Here is a 16,905-nt window from a genome sequence, read left to right on the forward strand (position 1 = left end):
GGGAACGGAACGCCACGGACGACGGCACCCCGTCCGGATCGTGAACACGGCATGGCGCTCGTGCGCGCATCTGGCATAGAAACACGTCATGTTCTGGGTCCTTCTCCTCCTCGTGGCCTGGGCCCTCGCCGGCACGGCCTGCGCCCGCCTCTGTCTGGCGGCCGTCTCCGCGGCGGCCGCGGAGACGGCCGGCGCGCCGGCGGACCGGGAACGCGCGCTGACGCTGTACGAGGCGGCCTTCCTGTCCGGCGGCCCCGCGCGGGTCGCCGACGTGACCCTGGTCTCCCTCGCCCGCCAGCGGCGGCTGCTGCTCGCGCACACCGGCTGGGCCACCGTGGTGGACCCGCGGGGGCGCGACGACATCGAACGGTCCGTCATAGAGGCCGTAGGACCCGGCGGGCAGTCGCGGATCGCCCCGGTGCGGGCGCGGGCGGCCGGCGCGGAGGCCGTGCGCCGGCTGGCCGACGGTCTGGTGCGGGCGGGCCTCGCGGCGCCCGAGGGCGCGGCGACGACCGTGGGGGCCGCCGTCCGCGGGGTGCGGGCCGCCGCGCTCGCCGGTGCGGCGCTGGGCGTGACGGCGCTGCTGCTGCCCGTCCCGAGCGGGACGCCGCGCCTGCTGGTGGGCCTGTGGTTCGCCCTGCCCGTGGTCCTGTCGCTGAGCTGTCTGGTCATCGCCCGGTTCGAGGTGCATCCGTACGCGCGCTGGGCCTCACCGGCCGGGCAGCGGCTGCTGGACGCGCTGGCGGGCGACCGGGCCGGGGACGAGCGGTCGTTCCTCACCTCCGTGGCCGTGCGGGGCGTCCGGGCGATCGGCGAACCGGAGTTGCGGGCGGCCTTCGCCCACCGCGACCAGCCCTGGCGGGAGTGAAGGCGTCCCCCGGGGGCGCACGGGGGGCATTGGCGCCGACACCGGCCCGGTGGTGCTTGCCTTCGCCTGCCGCCGGACGAAACATCCCTTGGTGTCGCCGGGCCGTGGCAGCCGTGCCATCGCCGCCGCGCACCGGAGGGATACGCGATGAGGAACGCCGCCCTGAGTTCGGCCGCCGGGTCCCTGCTCCTGACCGCCCTGGCCGCGGCCCCGGCGGGCGGCACGCCCGGCGCCGCGGCGGCCCCCGACGCGGCCGAACTGCGCGGCACCGCCGTGGCCGTGGCCCGGGCCCGGCAGGCCGGCATCGACTTCGGTCCCTGCTCCGCCGCCGACGTGCCGAAGGCGCCGGCCGGGCTGCGCTGCGGCACGGTCTCCGTCCCGCTGGACTACGCGCATCCCGAGGGCAGGCAGATCCTGCTGACCGTCAGTCGCGCCCGGGCCACCCAGAAGGACCCGCACAACGGCAAGCGGAAGGTTCCCCGGCGGGGCGCCCTCGTCTACAACCCGGGCGGCCCCGGCGCCTCCGGCATGTACTTCCCGCTGGTCGGCGCGATGCCGGAGTGGAAGCGGATCGCCGCCGCCTACGACCTGGTCGGCTACGCCCCGCGCGGGGTGGGCCGCTCGGCGCCGCTGTCCTGCGAGGACCCCGGGCGGTTCTTCAAGGCGCCCACCGCGTCGCCGGCGCATCCGTCGGAGGCGTACAAGCGGCAGCGCGTCGCGCGGGCGAAGGCGTACGCCCGCGGCTGCGCCGAGCGCTCCGGCAGCCGGCTGCGCTTCTACACGTCCCTCGCCAACGCCCGGGACCTGGACGTGCTGCGCGCGGCGCTGGGCGAGGACCGGCTGACGTTCATGGGCGCGTCGTACGGCACGTACTTCGGCGCGCTGTACGCGACGATGTTCCCCTCGCACGTGCGGCGCATGGTGCTGGACTCGGCGGTGAACCCGGACCCGCGGCAGATCTGGTACCGCAGCAACCTCGACCAGTCGGCGGCGTTCGAGGAGCGGTGGGCGGACTTCCGCGACTGGATCGCCCGGCACGACGACGTGTACCGGCTCGGCGACACGCCCGAGGAGGTGCAGCGCGCCTACGACACCGCGCGCGAGCGGCTCGGCCGGCGGGCGGCGGGCGGGAAGGTGGGCCCGGGCCAGCTGCAGAACGCGTTCCTGACGGCCGGGTACTACGACGACTTCTGGCCGGGCCGGGCCGCGGCCCTGTCGGCGTACCTGCACGGCGACCCCGGGCCGCTGGTGCGGCTGGCGGCCCCGGCGCCCGAGACGGCCGCCGAGGCGGAGAACGGCCGCGCGGTCTACACGGCCGTCGAGTGCAACGACGCTCCCTGGCCGACGGACTTCCGGGTGTGGGACCGCGACAACACACGGCTCGCCCGGGTCGCGCCCTTCGAGACCTGGGACAACGCCTGGATGAACCTGCCGTGCGCCTACTGGCCGGCGCCCCGGCAGCAACCGCTCGACGTGCGGACCGGACCGGGCGAGCTGCCGCCGGTGCTGATCCTGGCGGCGGAGCGGGACGCGGCGGCTCCGTACCCGGGCGCCCTGGAGATGAACCGGCGGCTGGCCGGATCGGTCCTGGTCACCGAGCGGGACGCGGGCACGCACGGCATCGGCGGCGGGCCCAACCGGTGCGTCAACGCGCACCTGTGGGCGTACCTGCTGGAGGGCCGCCTCCCGGCGCGGCACGCGTCCTGCGCGCCGCGCCCGGAGCCGGTCGCGTCCGCCGGCCGGGCCGGTGCGTCGACGCGGGACGCCCTCAAGGGCAAGGCCGACCCGAGCTGAGGGGCTGCACGCCGGCGGCGCCCGCGCCACGGGGCGGCGGCAGGGGGCGCACGGAAAGGCGCGGCAGGTGCGGGCGCCGGCCGGGCGTCCGGCCGGGCGTCCGTCCGGTCCCGACCTCGGTCACGCGCCGGGCGGCGAGCACGCGGTGTCGATGGCGGTCGGGGCCGCCGCGGGCGCCTGGGCGGGCGCGGCGGCGGGGTGCTCGTCACGCCCGCGGGCGGCGTGGATCCGCAGCAGTCCGTCGATGCCGCGCAGCAGGGTCTCGCCGGCCAGGACGGGGTCGCCCAGGTAGCCGGCGCTCATCGCCCCGTCGCGCAGCATCACGAAGTGCCGCCCGGCGTGCTCGGCCTCCGCGGCCGTGATCCCGGCGAACAGCCCGGTGACCGTCTCCAGGAACCACGCGCGGTGCCGCACCACGGCACGGTGGACGGGGTGGTCCGGGTCGGGGAATTCCGCCGCCGCGTTGAGGAAGGCGCAGCCGCGGTAGCCGGGCGAGCGGATCTGCTCGACCAGGGACGCGCCGATGCCCCGCAGAATGCCGTCGGGCGGCACGTCCGCGGCCGCCAGGGAGTCGATCCCGGTGCGGATCGCCTGGTCCACGCTGTCGATGTAGGCGACGGCGAGCTCCTCCTTGCTGCGGAAGTGGCGGTAGAAGGTGGCGTTGGTGACCTTCGACTCGGCGACCAGACGGTCGACGCCGACGGTGTGGATGCCCTCCGCGTAGAACAGCTGTCCCGCGGTCCTCAGGAGCCGCTCCCGGGCCTCGGAGACCCTCCTGCCGGTGCGTGTGCCGACTTCCGTCTGTGTCATACCCCCATGCTATCGGGTAGAACGCTCTCTCTTGTTTTCGCCGTGACGCTGTGCCAGGCTACAAACAAGAGAGAACGTTCTCTCTACTTTGCGACCACGGGAGAACCCGCCATGGCATCCACCGCCTCCGCCGAGCAGATCGGCGCCCCCGGCACCCTGCGCCGGCTGTACCTCGTCCGCTTCGTCTTCGCCGCCGCCTGGGCGGGGCTCCTGCTGGCGTCCGGCCCGGACCTCACCCTAGGGGTCCGCCTGCTGCTGTTCGTCTATCCGGCCTTCGACGTGGCCGCGGCCGTCGTCGACGCCAGGTCGGCCCGCGCCGGCGGGCCGGCCGGAGGGCTGTACGCCAACATCGCCGTCAGCTCGCTCGCCGCGGTCGGCGTCGCGGTCGCCGGCGCCTCCGGCACCTCCGACGTGCTGCGTGTCTGGGGCGCGTGGGCCGTCGTCTCCGGGCTGGTCCAGCTCCTCGTGGGCGTCGCGCGCCGGCCGATGGGCGGCCAGTGGGCCATGATCGTCAGCGGCGGCATCTCGGTACTGGCCGGCGCGACGTTCATCCGCAGCGCCGCGCAGCACGACCCCTCGCTGACCGCCCTCGCCGGCTACGCCACGCTCGGGGGGATCTTCTTCCTCGTCTCGGCGTTCCGCCTGTCCCGCGCGAACGCCAGGGGCTGAACGACGGCGGCCGACGCGGCCCGGCCGCGGAACCCCGTACAACCCTGGGGCCGGTGTCCGAGTCCCCACAGGTGCAGGCGACGCACCCGGGCTCGCCGCGGCGGATCTCCGAAGGGGACACATGATGAGACGGGCCGCGCCGGGCCGGATGCGGGCACTGACGGCCGCCGTGCTGGGCGGGGGGCTGCTCCTGGGCGTGCCGGCGGCACACGCGCCCGGCCGGACGGACCTGCGGCCCCTGCCCGCGGCCGGCAGCCACGCGCTCCACACCGCCGCCACGACGGACGGGAAGAGGATGACGCTCGACCGCCTGGACCGGGACGGCGGCGAACGCCCGCGCGTCGGGGCCACGTTCCACGTCCGCGCCGGTTTCACCCATCACGGCGAGCATGCGCTGCACCAGGTGGCGGTCTCCATCAATCTCTCCGAGAGACTCTCGTTCGCGACGGAGTACCGCAACTGCGAGTACGGCACCGATGTGGAGGAGAACCCGGCGAGCCGCACGCACCACCAAGCGCTGTGCCTGATCGACACGCGCGTCCAGCCCGGCGAGTCCGTCGACCTGGCGCCCGTCGCCGTGACCGTGGGGAAGGCGGCGCTGGACGAGGTGGTGTCCGTGGAGGACGCGACCGGAATGGGCTGGCCGCCCTACGGCAAGTGGCGGGACCGGCACCGGGGCCGGGGCCGGGGCAAAGAGCTGACCCTCGTGAAACGGACCGGTGGCGTGCCTCCCGCCGCCCGCGTGACCGACGGCATGTCGAGCGGCAGGCTGGAGGTGTCCGTGGACAACGCCTGGGACCTCGCGGTCAAGGGCGCCGCGGTCAAGGGCCGCAAGGGCGACACGGTCACGGCGAAGCTGTCCCTGGACTTCCACGGCGCCGACGTCAAAGCGCAACTGGACGCCGAGAACAGCATCCCCTTCGCCAGGGTCGCGGTGCGGCTCCCCCGAGGCGTGACCGTCGTGAGCACCCCTGAGCACTGCGGCGGCGGCGACCCCGGAAAGGGGAAGCCGTACCTGTGCGAGTACGGCCTGTACACCACCGGCTTCGACCTGCCCATGCTCCGGGACGGCTTCCACCGCGACTATCCCTTCGAGCTCCGGATCGACGACACCTCCGAGCTCGACGGCGGCATGGTCCGGGTCGACGCCCCGCCGGAACGGCTGCGGGACGACGCCGCCCCGGAGAACGACACCGCTCCCCTCACCATCGAGGCCACCGGCGCAGCCGGCGGCCCGAGCTGGACGGCGGGCTTCCTCGCCGCGGGCGCGGCGGTCCTGGTCCCGGCCGGGCTCATCGCCCGGCTCCGCGCCCGTCGCCGCGCACCCTGACAGCCCCCGAGCGCGCCACGCCGGCCTGCCGGGCGGCTGCCCGGCAGGGCCGCCGTGCGGGGTGTTACGCCAGGCCCGCCACCAGCTCGGCGATGTCCTTGCGGCGGCCCGTGAAGAACGGCACCTCCTCGCGGACGTGCATCCGGGCCTCGGAGCCGCGCAGGTGGCGCATGAGGTCGACGATGCGGTACAGCTCGTCGGCCTCGAACGCCAGGATCCACTCGTAGTCGCCGAGGGAGAACGAGGCGACCGTGTTGGCCCGCACGTCCGGGTAGCCGCGGGCCATCTTGCCGTGGTCGGCGAGCATGCGGCGGCGGTCCTCGTCGGGCAGCAGGTACCAGTCGTAGGAGCGCACGAACGGGTAGACGCTCACGTAGGCGCGGGGCGTCTCGTCGGCGAGGAACGCCGGGATGTGCGAGCGGTTGAACTCGGCGGGGCGGTGCAGCGCCATGTTCGACCACACCGGCTCCAGGGCGCGGCCCAGCCTGGTGCGGCGGAAGAGGTTGTACGCCTCCTGCAGCTGGTCGCTGGTCTCGGCGTGCCACCAGATCATGAGGTCGGCGTCCGCGCGCAGGCCGGAGACGTCGTAGGTGCCGCGGACCGTCACGTCCTTGGCGGCGAGCTGGTCGAACAGCTCCTGGACCTCGTCGGCGTAGCCCGCGCGGTCCTCCGGCAGCACGTCCTTCAGCCTGAAGACCGACCACAGGGTGTAGCGGATGACCTCGTTCAGGTCCTTGGCCAGCTTGCCCTTGTTCGGGATCCTGCCGGACTCGGTGGTGGTGGCGTCGTCACTCATGGCCCCTATTCTCCCGCCCCGCCGTGCAGGCTCTGCACCGGGTCGGCGGTCAGCGCCCGCGCCGCGGCCGGGTCGCCGGCCAGCTGGTCCACGGCGGCGTACGCGCTCGCGATGCACGCCGGGACGCCGACGCCGTCGTACTGCGCGCCGCACACGGCGAGGCCGGGGAGCTTGGCGACGTGCTCGCGGACGCGGGCCACGCGCGCGTGGTGGCCGACGGGGTACTGCGGCAGGCCGTCGGTCCAGCGGGTGACCCGGGTCTCCAGGGGCACGGCGTCCAGGCCGGTCGCCTCCCGCAGGTCGTGCCGGGAGATCTCCACCAGCTCGGCGTCGTCCCGGCCGAGCACCTCCGTCTCGCCGTAGCGGCCCACGGAGGTGCGCAGCACGACCACGTCCGGGTCCTGCTCGGCGATCCAGTCCCACTTCTGCGAGGCGAACGTGGACGCCTTGATGGTGCGGCCGTCCACGGGCGGCACCAGGAAGCCGCTGCCCTCCGGCAGGTTCAGGCCGGTGCGCCGGTAGGCGAGGGTGACCAGGGCCATCGAGGCGTACTCGACGGCGGCCAGTTCGGCGGCGGCCTCCGGGGACTCGGCGCGCAGCAGCCCGGCGGCCGCGGGGGCGGGGACGGCGAGGACGACGGCGTCCGCGTGCAGCACCCGGTCGCCGGCCACGATCCGCCAGGCGCCTTCCGACGGCGCGGCCGCCGCGGCGTCCCCCGCGCCGGCGCTTCCCGCCGCGCCCGGCCGCGCCGTGCCGCCCCGGCGCAGCTCCCGCACCGGCGTCCCGGTCAGGACCTCGCCGCCGCGCGCCCGCACGGTCGCGGCGACCGCCGGCGGGAGGCTGCCGACGCCGCCCTCGATGCCCATGAACACCGGTCCGGCCGCCCGGTCCGCCGCGGCCCGCGCCTGGAGCGCGCGGACCGCCGCCGTCAGGGAGTCGTGGCCGCGCGCCGCCCGGAAGAGCTGCGGGACGGCCGAGCGCATCGAGAGGCGGTAGGCGTCGCCCGCGTAGACCCCGCCCAGCAGCGGCTCCACCAGGCGGTCGACGACCTCGCGGCCGAGCCGGGCCGCCACGTACTCGCCCACGGCCACGTCGTCGCCGATCTCGGTGCGGGGCAGGTCGGTGTCGCGCGCGATACGGGCCAAACCCTCGTCGGACAGCACACCGCGCAGCGCGTCGGCGGTGCCGGGGACGCCCATCACATGGCCCTTGGGCATGGGCCGCAGCGCACCGCGGGTCCAGATCGCGGCGGTCGCGGTGGCCGGCGGCCGCAGCCGCTCGCCGAGGCCCGCCTCACGCGCGAGCGCCACCGCCTCGGGGCGGCGGGCGAGCAGGGACTCGGCGCCCAGGTCGACGCGCACTCCGGCGATCTCGCCGGGCAGCAGCTTGCCGCCGACCCGGTCGCTCGCCTCCAGCACGGTCACCCGCGCCCCCCGGTCCAGCAGCCGGTGCGCGGCGGCCAGCCCGGAGATGCCCGCCCCGATGACGACGACGTGCCCCAGGCCCCCGCCCGCGGCACCGCTACCCGTTGCGCTCATGCGCCCACTCTCTCAGACCGCGTCCGCGCTCCCGCCGGGGCCCGGGGTGTCCGGAACGAGTCGGGACCGTGACCTCATCGGGACCGGCGCCGCCGAACGCCGCCGCCGCGGACGCCGTCGTAGGAGCGTCGTCCACCGCAGTCCCGGGGGTACCCATGCGCACACCACGTTCCGCCCGTCCGGCTCGTTCCCCGCGGCCCCTGGCCGGGGTCCTGCTCGCCGTCTGCCTCGCGCTCGCCGGGTGCGGCGGGCCGGGCGACGGGGGCGGCGACTCGGCGAAGTCCGCGGCGGACGCCGGGGCCCGGCGGGCGGGCGCCCCCGGCGGCACGGCGGAGGGCGGGAAGGCCGCCCGCGGGACGTCCGCGGCCCTGCCGACGGCGATCGTCCGCACCGCCTCCCTCACCGTCGAGGTCGAGGACGTCGCCGAGGCCCTGGGGGCGGCCCGCGCGACCGCCGAGGAGGCGGGCGGCTACGTCGGCGAGGAGAGCACCCGCCGGGACGCCGGCGGCCGCGAGCGCACCCGGGTGGTGCTGCGCGTGCCCGCCGAGAAGTACGAGGAGGTGCTGACCGGCCTGCAGGGCGCGGGGAAGCTGGTGGACCGCACGGTCCGGGCGGTGGACGTCACCGACCGGGTCGTGGACGTGGACAGCCGGATCAGGTCGCAGCGGGCCAGCGTGAACCGGATCCGCGCGCTGATGGACCGGGCGACCAGGCTGAGCGACATCGTGTCCCTGGAAGGGGAGTTGAGCAGCCGTCAGGCCGATCTGGAGGCGCTGCTGGCCCGGCAGGCGTCCCTGAAGGACCGCACGGACATGGCCACCGTCACCCTGTCGCTGTCGGAGGCGCCGGTGCGGCGGGCGGCCGGTGACGGCACGCCGGGGTTCACGGACGCGCTCACGGGCGGCTGGCGCGTGTTGGTGACGCTGCTGCGCTGGACCGCCCTCGCGCTCGGCGCCGCCCTGCCGTTCGCGGCCCTCGCCGGACTGCTGGCGCTGCTGTGGCTGCGGGCCGTACGCCCCCGGCTGCCGCGCCGCCGGGGAGCGTCCCCGGCCCCGTTCGGCCCGCTGCCGCCGGCGCGTCCGGCGCCGGAGTCCGCCAGGGAGGCCGGGGAGGCCGGGGAGGCCGGCCGGGACTGAACGGCCCGCTGCCCGTAGCGTGTTCCCATGAGCATCGGCGGTGGGCGGGGCGGCGGCAGCCGCAGGGAACGGCTGGTCGTGATCGGCGGCGACGCCACGGGCATGTCCGCGGCGTCGCAGGCGCGTCGGCTGAAGGACCGGGACGAACTGGAGATCGTGGCCTTCGAGCGCGGCCACTTCACCTCCTACTCGGCGTGCGGCATCCCGTACTGGGTGGGCGGCGAGGTCACGGAGCGGGACGAGCTCATCGCGCGTACGCCCGGGGAGCACCGGGCGCGCGGGATCGAGGTGCGGCTGCGCACCGAGGTCACGGAGATCGACGTGGCCGGACAGCGGGTGCGCGCGCGTGACCTGGATTCCGGCGCCGAGTCCTGGACGCCGTACGACAAGCTCGTCATCGCCACCGGCGCCCGCCCGGTACGCCCGGACCTGCCCGGCGCGGACGCCCCCGGCGTGCACGGCGTGCAGACCCTGGACGACGGCCAGGCCCTGCTGGACACGCTGGGACGCACCCGCGGGCGGCGGGCGGTCGTCGTCGGCGCCGGGTACATCGGCGTGGAGATGGCGGAGGCGCTGATCAACCGGGGCTTCGAGGTCACGGTCGTCAACCGCGGCAAGGAGCCGATGTCGACGCTCGACCCGGACATGGGACGGCTGGTGCACCGGGCCATGGAGGGCCTGGGCATCACCATGGTGAACGACGCCGAGGTGACCGGGATCCTCACCGGCGCCGACGGCCGCGTCCGGGCCGTCGTCACCGAGGACGCCGAATACCCGGCTGACCTGGTGGTCCTCGGCATCGGCGTCCGCCCCGAGACCGCCCTCGCGCGCGCGGCGGGCCTCCCGCTCGGCGGCCACGGCGGCCTGCTCACCGACCTCGCGATGCGGGTGCGCGGCCACGGGAACGTCTGGGCGGGCGGCGACTGCGTGGAGGTGCTGAACCTGGTCTCGGGGCAGGAGCAGTACGTGCCGCTCGGCACCCATGCCAACAAGCACGGGCAGGTCATCGGCACCAACGCCGGCGGCGGCTACGCGACGTTCCCGGGGGTCGTCGGCACGGCGGTCAGCAAGGTCTGCGACCTGGAGATCGCCCGCACCGGCCTGCGGGAGAAGGACGCCCGGCGGGTGGGCCTCCGCTTCGAGGCGGTCACGATCGAGTCGACCAGCCGCGCCGGCTACTACCCGGGCGCCGCCCCGATGACGGTGAAGATGCTCGCCGAGCCGGGCACGGGCCGGCTGCTGGGCGTGCAGATCGTCGGCCGGGAGGGCGCGGCGAAGCGGGTCGACACGGCGGCGGTGGCGCTGACCGCGCGGATGACGGTGGAGCAGATGACCGCACTGGACCTGGGGTACGCGCCGCCGTTCTCGCCGGTGTGGGACCCGGTGCTGGTCGCGGCGAGGAAGGCGGCGGCGAAGGTGCGCGAGGGGCGCGGCTGAGGCGGCGGCTCCGCGGCGGGCGCGGGGCCGCGCCCGGGATGCGGGGCCGCGCCCGGGACGCGGCGCCGCCGCACGTCGGCGCGGCCGGCCGGGCCGCGCGCCGCGGTCAGGCGGTCCCGCTGATCCGCGGCAGGGAGGTGACGCCCGCGCCGGGGGTCACGGGCGCGGGCTGCTCCCCGGAGGGCCTGGCGTGCGACGCCGCCGGCCGCGCGGAGCGCAGCCGGTGACTCACCGCCTCGTCCAGCGTCACCGGCCGCTTCATCTGCGCGGCGAGCCGTCCCGCCTCCTGGCCGAGCCGAGCGACGTCCTCCCAGGGGAGCCGCAGCACCAAGGACAGCTCGGCCTCGCCGTCGGGCAGGGCGTGCATCGCCGGAACCTGGGGAGCGTTCGTCATCGCCTGATCCTCACGTCGGTTGAGCACACATACGGACCGGCGCCCGGCGGCGTTCACCGATTCACCCGGCACATCGCGGGCACTACTTCTGTGTGGTCATCCCCGTCCATGACGTGAACCCCGCGCGCCGCACGCCCTGGGTGACGTACGCGCTCGTCGCCGCCAACGTGCTGGTGTTCCTCACCACGCCCGGCACAGCCGGTTCGGTGGCCGGCGCCGACGAGCTGGCGCAGCTGTGCCATCTGCAGGCCTTCATGGACCATTACGCGGCGGTGCCGCGGGAGCTGATCCACCATCAGCTGCCGACGGTGGTGCCGACCGGCGACGTCGGCGTGGGCGCGCACGGCCCGGGCTGCGTCGTCGGACCGCCCGCCTACGACAAGTCGCCGGAGCTGTCGGTCTTCACGGCGATGTTCCTGCACGGCGGCTGGCTGCACCTGCTGGGCAACATGCTCTTCCTGATGATCTTCGGCAACAACGTCGAGGACCGGATGGGCCACGTCCGGTACTTCCTCTTCTACGTCGTCTGCGGCTACGCGGCCGGGTACGGCTTCGCGCTGCTCAACGACACCTCCGGCGAGCCGCTGATCGGCGCGTCCGGCGCGATCGCCGGGGTCCTCGGCGCCTATCTGGTGCTGTACCCGAAGGCCAGGGTGTGGGTCCTGGTCCCGTTCCTGATCTTCCTGCCGCTGCGGCTGCCCGCCTGGCTGGTGCTGGGCTTCTGGTTCGGGCTGCAGGCGGTGTACTCCTCCGGGCACGGCGTCTCCGGCGCCGGAACGGTGGCGTACGCGGCGCACGTGGTGGGCTTCGTGGCCGGCATGCTGCTGGCCTGGCCGCTCAAGCCGGGCACGCCCCCGCCGCCGGAGCCGCCCGGCCTGCTGTTCGGCAGGCGGGCCCGGCCCCACTACTCCTGGTGAGTCAGCGCGCGGTGGCGGTGTGGACGTACTCCACGAGATGGGTCAGCGCGTCCGGGTCGGTGTTCGGCAGGACGCCGTGGCCGAGGTTGAAGACGTGCCCCCCGATGCCGGCGGCGGCGTCGAGGACCTCGCGGGCCTTGGCCTCGACGGTGTCGCGGTCGGTGAACAGGACCGTGGGGTCCAGGTTGCCCTGGAGCGCCTTGCCGGGGCCGACGCGGCGCCGGGCCTCGTCCAGCGGGACCCGCCAGTCGACGCCGACGACGTCCGCGCCGGCCTCGCCCATGAGCTTCAGCAGCTCGCCGGTGCCGACGCCGAAGTGGATGCGCGGGACGCCGTAGCCGGCGACGGCGTCGAAGACCTTCGCCGAGGCGGGCATGACCGAGGTCCGGTAGTCGGCGGGGGCCAGGGCGCCGGCCCAGGAGTCGAAGAGCTGGACGGCGCTCGCGCCGGCCTCGATCTGCACCTTCAGGAAGGCGGCCGTGATCTCGGCGAGGCGGTCCAGCAGGTCGGCCCACAGCTCCGGGTCGCCGTACATCATCGCCTTGGCATTCTCGTACGTCCGGGACGGGCCGCCCTCGACCAGGTAGCTCGCGAGGGTGAACGGCGCGCCGGCGAAGCCGATCAGCGGGGTGGCGCCCAGTTCGCGGGTGAGCAGGCCGATGGCCTCGGTGACGTAGGGCACGTCCTCGGGGGTGAGGTCGCGCAGCCGGGCCAGGTCGGCGCGGGTGCGCACCGGCTGCTCCACGACCGGGCCGACGCCGGGCCTGATGTCGAGGTCGATGCCGATGGCCTTGAGCGGGACGACGATGTCGCTGAAGAAGATCGCCGCGTCCACGTCGTGCCGGCGCACCGGCTGCAGGGTGATCTCGGTGACCAGTTCGGGCCGCATGCAGGATTCCAGCATGGGGATGCCCTCGCGCACCTTGCGGTACTCGGGGAGGGAGCGGCCGGCCTGGCGCATGAACCACACGGGGGTGTGCGGCACGGGTTCGCGCCGGCACGCCTTGAGGAAGGCGCTGTGGTACGTCGCTGCCTGCTGGCGGTCCGTGAGGATGTCGTTGGCGGTCACGGGCCAAGTCTCGCACGACACCGGTGACCGGCGGCGCGGGGTGTCTTGCCCTGCGCGGAGGCCCGCTTCCCCTTACTCTTCCCCGCATGGCTGCGGCTCAGGGACGATCGTCGGACGGCGCTGACGGAATGGACGACGCGAAGGACACGGCTCAGGGGCGGGAGGGCGGTGCGCCGCCCCCGGCGTTCCGGGCCGCGGTCGACGCGCTGCGCACGGCGCGGCTGCGGCCGCAGGTCGAGGTGGAGCCGACGCCCGCCCCGCAGCGGCTCGCGCCGTACGCGTACGCGCTGGAGGCCGTCGTGGTCGACGGGGAGCAGGAACTGGCCGACGGGCGGCTGGTGCTGCTGCACGACCCGGCCGGTCACGACGCCTGGCGGGGCACGTTCCGGCTGGTGACGCTGGTGCGCGCCGAGCTGGAGGCGGAGATGGCGGCCGATCCGCTGCTGCCGGAGGTGTGCTGGTCGTGGCTGACCGGGGCGCTGCAGGCGCGCGGGCTCGGCTACGGCGAGCCGAGCGGCACGATCACGCGCGCGAGCTCCCACTACTTCGGCGGGCTGGCCGACCGGCCGGCCGCTTCCCAGATCGAGATCCGGGCCTCCTGGACGCCCCGCGAGGGCATCGGCGGGGTGCCGGACACGGCCGCCCACCTGACCTCCTGGTGCGATCTGCTGGCGCAGGTCGCGGGCCTGCCGCCGGCCGGTCCGGGGGACGCGTCGGTGGTGACCCTGCCGCAGCGCAGGGGCCCGCAGTCGCGCTGAGCCGACCGCATCGTTTCGCCGGCTTGATCCCCATGGGCGCCTTGTTGACCATCTCTTTGTCGATACGGCCACTTTCCGCACTGAAAGTGCGTCCGTGCGAACCGACTCGGTCTTCGGATGATCGATCGCGTGTCCGAATTGCACGGATTGTTACTCACTAGATCGTGATCACTCTCTAAAGGCGGACGAGTTTGCTGCCGAAGACGACTGTGACCTTGAAAGCACGGTTCGTCCCGGCTTCATCCCCACAAGCCGGCCCCGTCCCCCACCCAGGAGGCCTGGTGTCCGTTCTCCTCGAGCAACCCGCAAGCCTGGTCGCCTACCGCCCGAACAAGCCGACCGCCATGGTGGTCGTGGCCGACCCGCGCGTCCGCTCCACCGTCACCCGCCATCTGTGGGCGCTCGGCGTGCGCGATGTCATCGAGGCCTCGTCCATCGCGGAGGCTCGTCCCCGCATCGGCAACCCGCGCGACATCTGCGTCGCCGACGTCCACCTGCCCGACGGCTCCGGCCTGACCCTGCTGTCCGAGACCCGCGCCGCGGGCTGGCCCAACGGCCTCGCGCTCTCCGCCGCCGACGACATCGGCGCCGTCCGCAACGCGCTGGCCGGCGGCGTCAAGGGCTACGTCGTCACCGGCACCCGCACCAACATCGGGCTCCCCACCCGACCCGGCGCCGCTCCCCTCGGCGCCGCCCGCATGCACCGCCGCCCCCCGGGTGCCCCGAGCCACCCGGGCGGCTACCGCGAACTGTCCGGACGCGAGGTCGAGGTGCTGCGGCTGGTCGCGGAGGGCCAGTCGAACAAGGCGATCGGCGTGTCCATGGGCCTGTCCGCCCTCACCGTGAAGAGCCACCTCGCCCGCATCGCCCGCAAGCTCGGCACGGGCGACCGGGCCGGCATGGTGGCCGTCGCGCTGCGCACCGGGATCATCCACTGAGCCCTCCGGATGCCCCGTCCGGAGGAACGCCGGCACATCCCCGTGAACCCGGCGTTGCCGCCGAGTGACTGGTTTACGCCCCTGCGGCGCCCGTGGACGGAACGTTCCGTCGACGGGCGCCGTGCGCACACCGATACCCTTGACAGGTGACCGACGCCCAAGACACCGCAGCAGACAGCACCCTGCGCCCCGCCGGAAGCACCCCTCCGGACGACGCCGGATCTTCTGTGACGGGGGCGCCGACTCCGCTGCTCGAACCCCGCGAGGGCATACCGCCCGTGATCGCCGACGAGGCGGCCCTCGCCGAGGTGACCGCCGCCTTCGCCGCCGGCTCCGGCCCCGTCGCCGTGGACGCCGAGCGCGCCTCCGGCTACCGCTACGGACAGCGCGCCTACCTGGTGCAGCTGCGCCGCGAGGGCGCCGGCACCGCGCTGATCGACCCCGTCGCCTGCCCCGACCTGTCCGGCCTCGGCAAGGCCCTCTCCGGTGCCGAGTGGGTGCTGCACGCGGCCACCCAGGACCTGCCCTGCCTGCGCGAGATAGGCATGGTCCCGGCGCGCCTGTTCGACACCGAACTGGCCGGCCGGCTCGCCGGGTTCCCCCGGGTCGGGCTCGGCGCCATGGTGGAGGGCGTCCTCGGCTACGTCCTGGAGAAGGGCCACTCGGCGGTCGACTGGTCGACCCGGCCGCTGCCCGAGCCGTGGCTGCGGTACGCCGCGCTCGACGTCGAACTGCTCGTCGATCTGCGGGACGCGCTGGAGAAGGAGCTGGAGCGGCAGGGCAAGCTGGAGTGGGCCCTGCAGGAGTTCGACGCGATCGCGACCGCCCCGCCCGCCGAGCCGCGGAAGGACCCCTGGCGCCGTACGTCCGGGATGCACAAGGTGCGGCGCCGCCGGCAGCTCGCCGTCGTACGGGAGCTGTGGCAGACCCGGGACCGGATCGCGCAGCGGCGCGACGTGTCCCCGGGCAAGGTGCTCAGCGACGCGGCCATCGTGGAGGCCGCGCTCTCCCTTCCGGGCAGTGTGCACGCGCTCGCCGCGCTGAACGGGTTCGGCCACCGGATGGGGCGCCGGCAGCTGGAGCAGTGGCAGGCGGCCGTGGACCGGGCCAAGGCCCTTCCCGAGTCCGCGCTGCCGCAGCCGGGGCAGCCAGTGACGGGCCCCCCGCCGCCCCGGGCGTGGGCCGACAAGGACCCGGCCGCCGCGGCCCGGCTGTCCGCCGCGCGGGCGGGGGTGTCCGCCCTGGCCGAGCAGCTGAACATGCCCCAGGAGAACCTGATCGCCCCGGACACGGTGCGGCGGATCTGCTGGGAGCCGCCGGCGTCCCCGGACGCGGACGCCGTGGGCGCCGCGCTCGCGGGGTACGGGGCACGGCCCTGGCAGGTGGAGCAGGTCACCCCGGTCCTGCTGAAGGCGCTGACGACCACGGACGCCTGACCGGCCCTTCCGCGGCACGCCGCGCGAGCTCCGCAGCGGCGGCACCCCGGCGTCTCGGGCGCCGCCGGGGCTCCGGCGGCGCGCTGCGGCCGCATGGCGGCGGCCTCACCGCGGCACGCCGCGCGAACCCCCCACATACCGTGCGGCCGGGTGGTGCCGCCGCGGAGTCCCGTCTCGCGGCAGCCACGGAGGTGCCCCCGGCGGCGGCCGAGCGGGCGATCGGCGGCATCCACGGAGGTGAACCCGGCGGTGCGCCGCCGCGTCGCCACGGCGTCCCCGGGCACGCCTGGCGAGCACCGCAGCGGCGGCGGCGCCCTGGCAGGCGGTGCGGCCGGGCCGCGGCAGCGCAGAGTCTCACCCGTGGCAGCCGCAGAGGTGGCCCGCGGGGAGCCCCAACGTCGGCGCCACGACCCTCACCCCGGCACACCCCCGCGAGCACCGCAGCGGCGGTGCGGCCGGGCCGCGGCGGCGCGGAGTCTCACCCCGCAGCAGCCGCACGGACATCCCCGACGACGCACAGCGACAGCGACACCCGGCAGGCAGCGCGGCGGGGTCGATCCGGCGCTGGGCCTCGCCACGGCAGCCACAGAGGTGCCCCGCGGGGAGCCCCGACGGCGGCGCCACCACCCTCACCCCAGCACGCCCCGCAAGCACCGCAGCGACAGCGGCATCCGGCAGGCAGCGCAGCGGGGTCGATCCGGCGCTGAGCCTCGCCGCACGGCAGCCACAGAGGTCCCCCGGCGGCCTGCTGCGACGGCGCGCCACGGCATCCCCGGCACACCGCGCGCGCACCGCAGCGGCGGTGCGGCCGGGCCGCGGCGGCGCGGGGTCTCGTCCCGCGGCAGCCGCAGAGGCATCCCCGACGGCGCGCCCGCGCGCACCGCAGCGGCGGTGCGGCCGGGCCGCGGCGGCGCGGGGTCTCGTCCCGCGGCAGCCGCACGGGCATCCCCGACGGCGCGCAGTGACAGCGGCACCCGGCAGGCAGCGCGGCGGGGTCGATTCGGCGCTGGGCCTC

15 protein-coding genes are annotated in these 16,905 nt (G+C 75.5%); 10 read left to right on the forward strand and 5 right to left on the reverse strand.

Going from position 1 to position 16,905, the window contains the following annotated elements; translation table 11 throughout:
• Positions 1 to 88: 88 nt before the first annotated feature.
• Together ABZ261_RS01230 and ABZ261_RS01235 are read left to right on the forward strand one after the other, a co-directional pair.
• The gene (locus ABZ261_RS01230; RefSeq protein ID WP_356854486.1) at positions 89 to 868 is read left to right on the forward strand and encodes a TIGR04222 domain-containing membrane protein; all 780 of its coding nucleotides are present in this window, start codon (positions 89 to 91) and stop codon (positions 866 to 868) included.
• A 147-nt stretch (positions 869 to 1,015) separates the two neighbouring features.
• The gene (locus ABZ261_RS01235) at positions 1,016 to 2,662 is read left to right on the forward strand and encodes an alpha/beta hydrolase (RefSeq protein ID WP_356854487.1); all 1,647 of its coding nucleotides are present in this window, start codon (positions 1,016 to 1,018) and stop codon (positions 2,660 to 2,662) included.
• Between the two features lie 120 nt (positions 2,663 to 2,782).
• On the opposite strand, the gene ABZ261_RS01240 is transcribed toward ABZ261_RS01235, so the two are convergent.
• Positions 2,783 to 3,472 carry a TetR/AcrR family transcriptional regulator gene (locus ABZ261_RS01240; RefSeq protein WP_356854488.1) on the reverse strand — a complete coding sequence of 230 codons (690 nt, stop codon included), beginning with the start codon at positions 3,470 to 3,472 and terminating at the stop codon, positions 2,783 to 2,785.
• Positions 3,473 to 3,583: 111 nt separating this feature from the next.
• On the opposite strand from ABZ261_RS01240, the gene ABZ261_RS01245 reads away from it, so the two are divergent.
• Both ABZ261_RS01245 and ABZ261_RS01250 read left to right on the forward strand, forming a co-directional pair.
• The gene (locus ABZ261_RS01245; RefSeq protein ID WP_356854489.1) at positions 3,584 to 4,141 is read left to right on the forward strand and encodes a hypothetical protein; all 558 of its coding nucleotides are present in this window, start codon (positions 3,584 to 3,586) and stop codon (positions 4,139 to 4,141) included.
• Between the two features lie 121 nt (positions 4,142 to 4,262).
• Positions 4,263 to 5,471, forward strand: coding sequence for a hypothetical protein (locus tag ABZ261_RS01250; protein WP_356854490.1), 1,209 nt, complete (start codon positions 4,263 to 4,265; stop codon positions 5,469 to 5,471).
• 64 nt (positions 5,472 to 5,535) lie between these two features.
• Here ABZ261_RS01250 and hemQ read toward each other — a convergent pair whose 3' ends face one another.
• Together hemQ and hemG are read right to left on the reverse strand one after the other, a co-directional pair.
• Entirely contained in the window at positions 5,536 to 6,267 is a 732-nt protein-coding gene (hemQ, locus tag ABZ261_RS01255; protein WP_356854491.1) for a hydrogen peroxide-dependent heme synthase, read from the reverse strand.
• Between the two features lie 5 nt (positions 6,268 to 6,272).
• Positions 6,273 to 7,805 (reverse strand): protoporphyrinogen oxidase, encoded by a 1,533-nt coding sequence (hemG, locus tag ABZ261_RS01260; protein ID WP_356854492.1) that lies wholly within the window; start codon positions 7,803 to 7,805, stop codon positions 6,273 to 6,275.
• 155 nt (positions 7,806 to 7,960) lie between these two features.
• Here hemG and ABZ261_RS01265 point away from each other — a divergent pair, with 155 nt between their 5' ends.
• A complete protein-coding gene (locus ABZ261_RS01265) occupies positions 7,961 to 8,941 on the forward strand; it encodes a DUF4349 domain-containing protein (protein WP_356854493.1) in 981 nt (326 codons plus the stop codon).
• Positions 8,942 to 8,968: 27 nt separating this feature from the next.
• On the forward strand, positions 8,969 to 10,378 hold the full coding sequence (locus ABZ261_RS01270; RefSeq protein ID WP_356854494.1) for an FAD-dependent oxidoreductase: 1,410 nt from the start codon (positions 8,969 to 8,971) through the stop codon (positions 10,376 to 10,378).
• Positions 10,379 to 10,484: 106 nt separating this feature from the next.
• Here ABZ261_RS01270 and ABZ261_RS01275 read toward each other — a convergent pair whose 3' ends face one another.
• Positions 10,485 to 10,772 (reverse strand): hypothetical protein, encoded by a 288-nt coding sequence (locus tag ABZ261_RS01275; RefSeq protein WP_356854495.1) that lies wholly within the window; start codon positions 10,770 to 10,772, stop codon positions 10,485 to 10,487.
• A 92-nt stretch (positions 10,773 to 10,864) separates the two neighbouring features.
• Here ABZ261_RS01275 and ABZ261_RS01280 point away from each other — a divergent pair, with 92 nt between their 5' ends.
• The gene (locus tag ABZ261_RS01280; protein WP_356854496.1) at positions 10,865 to 11,689 is read left to right on the forward strand and encodes a rhomboid family intramembrane serine protease; all 825 of its coding nucleotides are present in this window, start codon (positions 10,865 to 10,867) and stop codon (positions 11,687 to 11,689) included.
• 1 nt (position 11,690) lies between these two features.
• Here ABZ261_RS01280 and hemE read toward each other — a convergent pair whose 3' ends face one another.
• Entirely contained in the window at positions 11,691 to 12,758 is a 1,068-nt protein-coding gene (gene hemE, locus ABZ261_RS01285) for a uroporphyrinogen decarboxylase (protein WP_356854497.1), read from the reverse strand.
• An 86-nt stretch (positions 12,759 to 12,844) separates the two neighbouring features.
• Between hemE and ABZ261_RS01290 the strand changes: the two genes are divergently transcribed.
• The 3 genes from ABZ261_RS01290 to ABZ261_RS01300 all read left to right on the forward strand — a co-directional run bounded on the left by ABZ261_RS01290 (position 12,845) and on the right by ABZ261_RS01300 (position 15,890).
• A complete protein-coding gene (locus ABZ261_RS01290) occupies positions 12,845 to 13,516 on the forward strand; it encodes a DUF3000 domain-containing protein (RefSeq protein ID WP_356854498.1) in 672 nt (223 codons plus the stop codon).
• 281 nt (positions 13,517 to 13,797) lie between these two features.
• On the forward strand, positions 13,798 to 14,454 hold the full coding sequence (locus ABZ261_RS01295) for a response regulator transcription factor (protein WP_023545949.1): 657 nt from the start codon (positions 13,798 to 13,800) through the stop codon (positions 14,452 to 14,454).
• Positions 14,455 to 14,600: 146 nt separating this feature from the next.
• A complete protein-coding gene (locus tag ABZ261_RS01300) occupies positions 14,601 to 15,890 on the forward strand; it encodes a ribonuclease D (protein ID WP_356854499.1) in 1,290 nt (429 codons plus the stop codon).
• Positions 15,891 to 16,905 lie beyond the last annotated feature (1,015 nt).

The organism is Streptomyces sp. NPDC006193 (genome assembly GCF_040613915.1).
GTDB lineage: Bacteria > Actinomycetota > Actinomycetes > Streptomycetales > Streptomycetaceae > Streptomyces.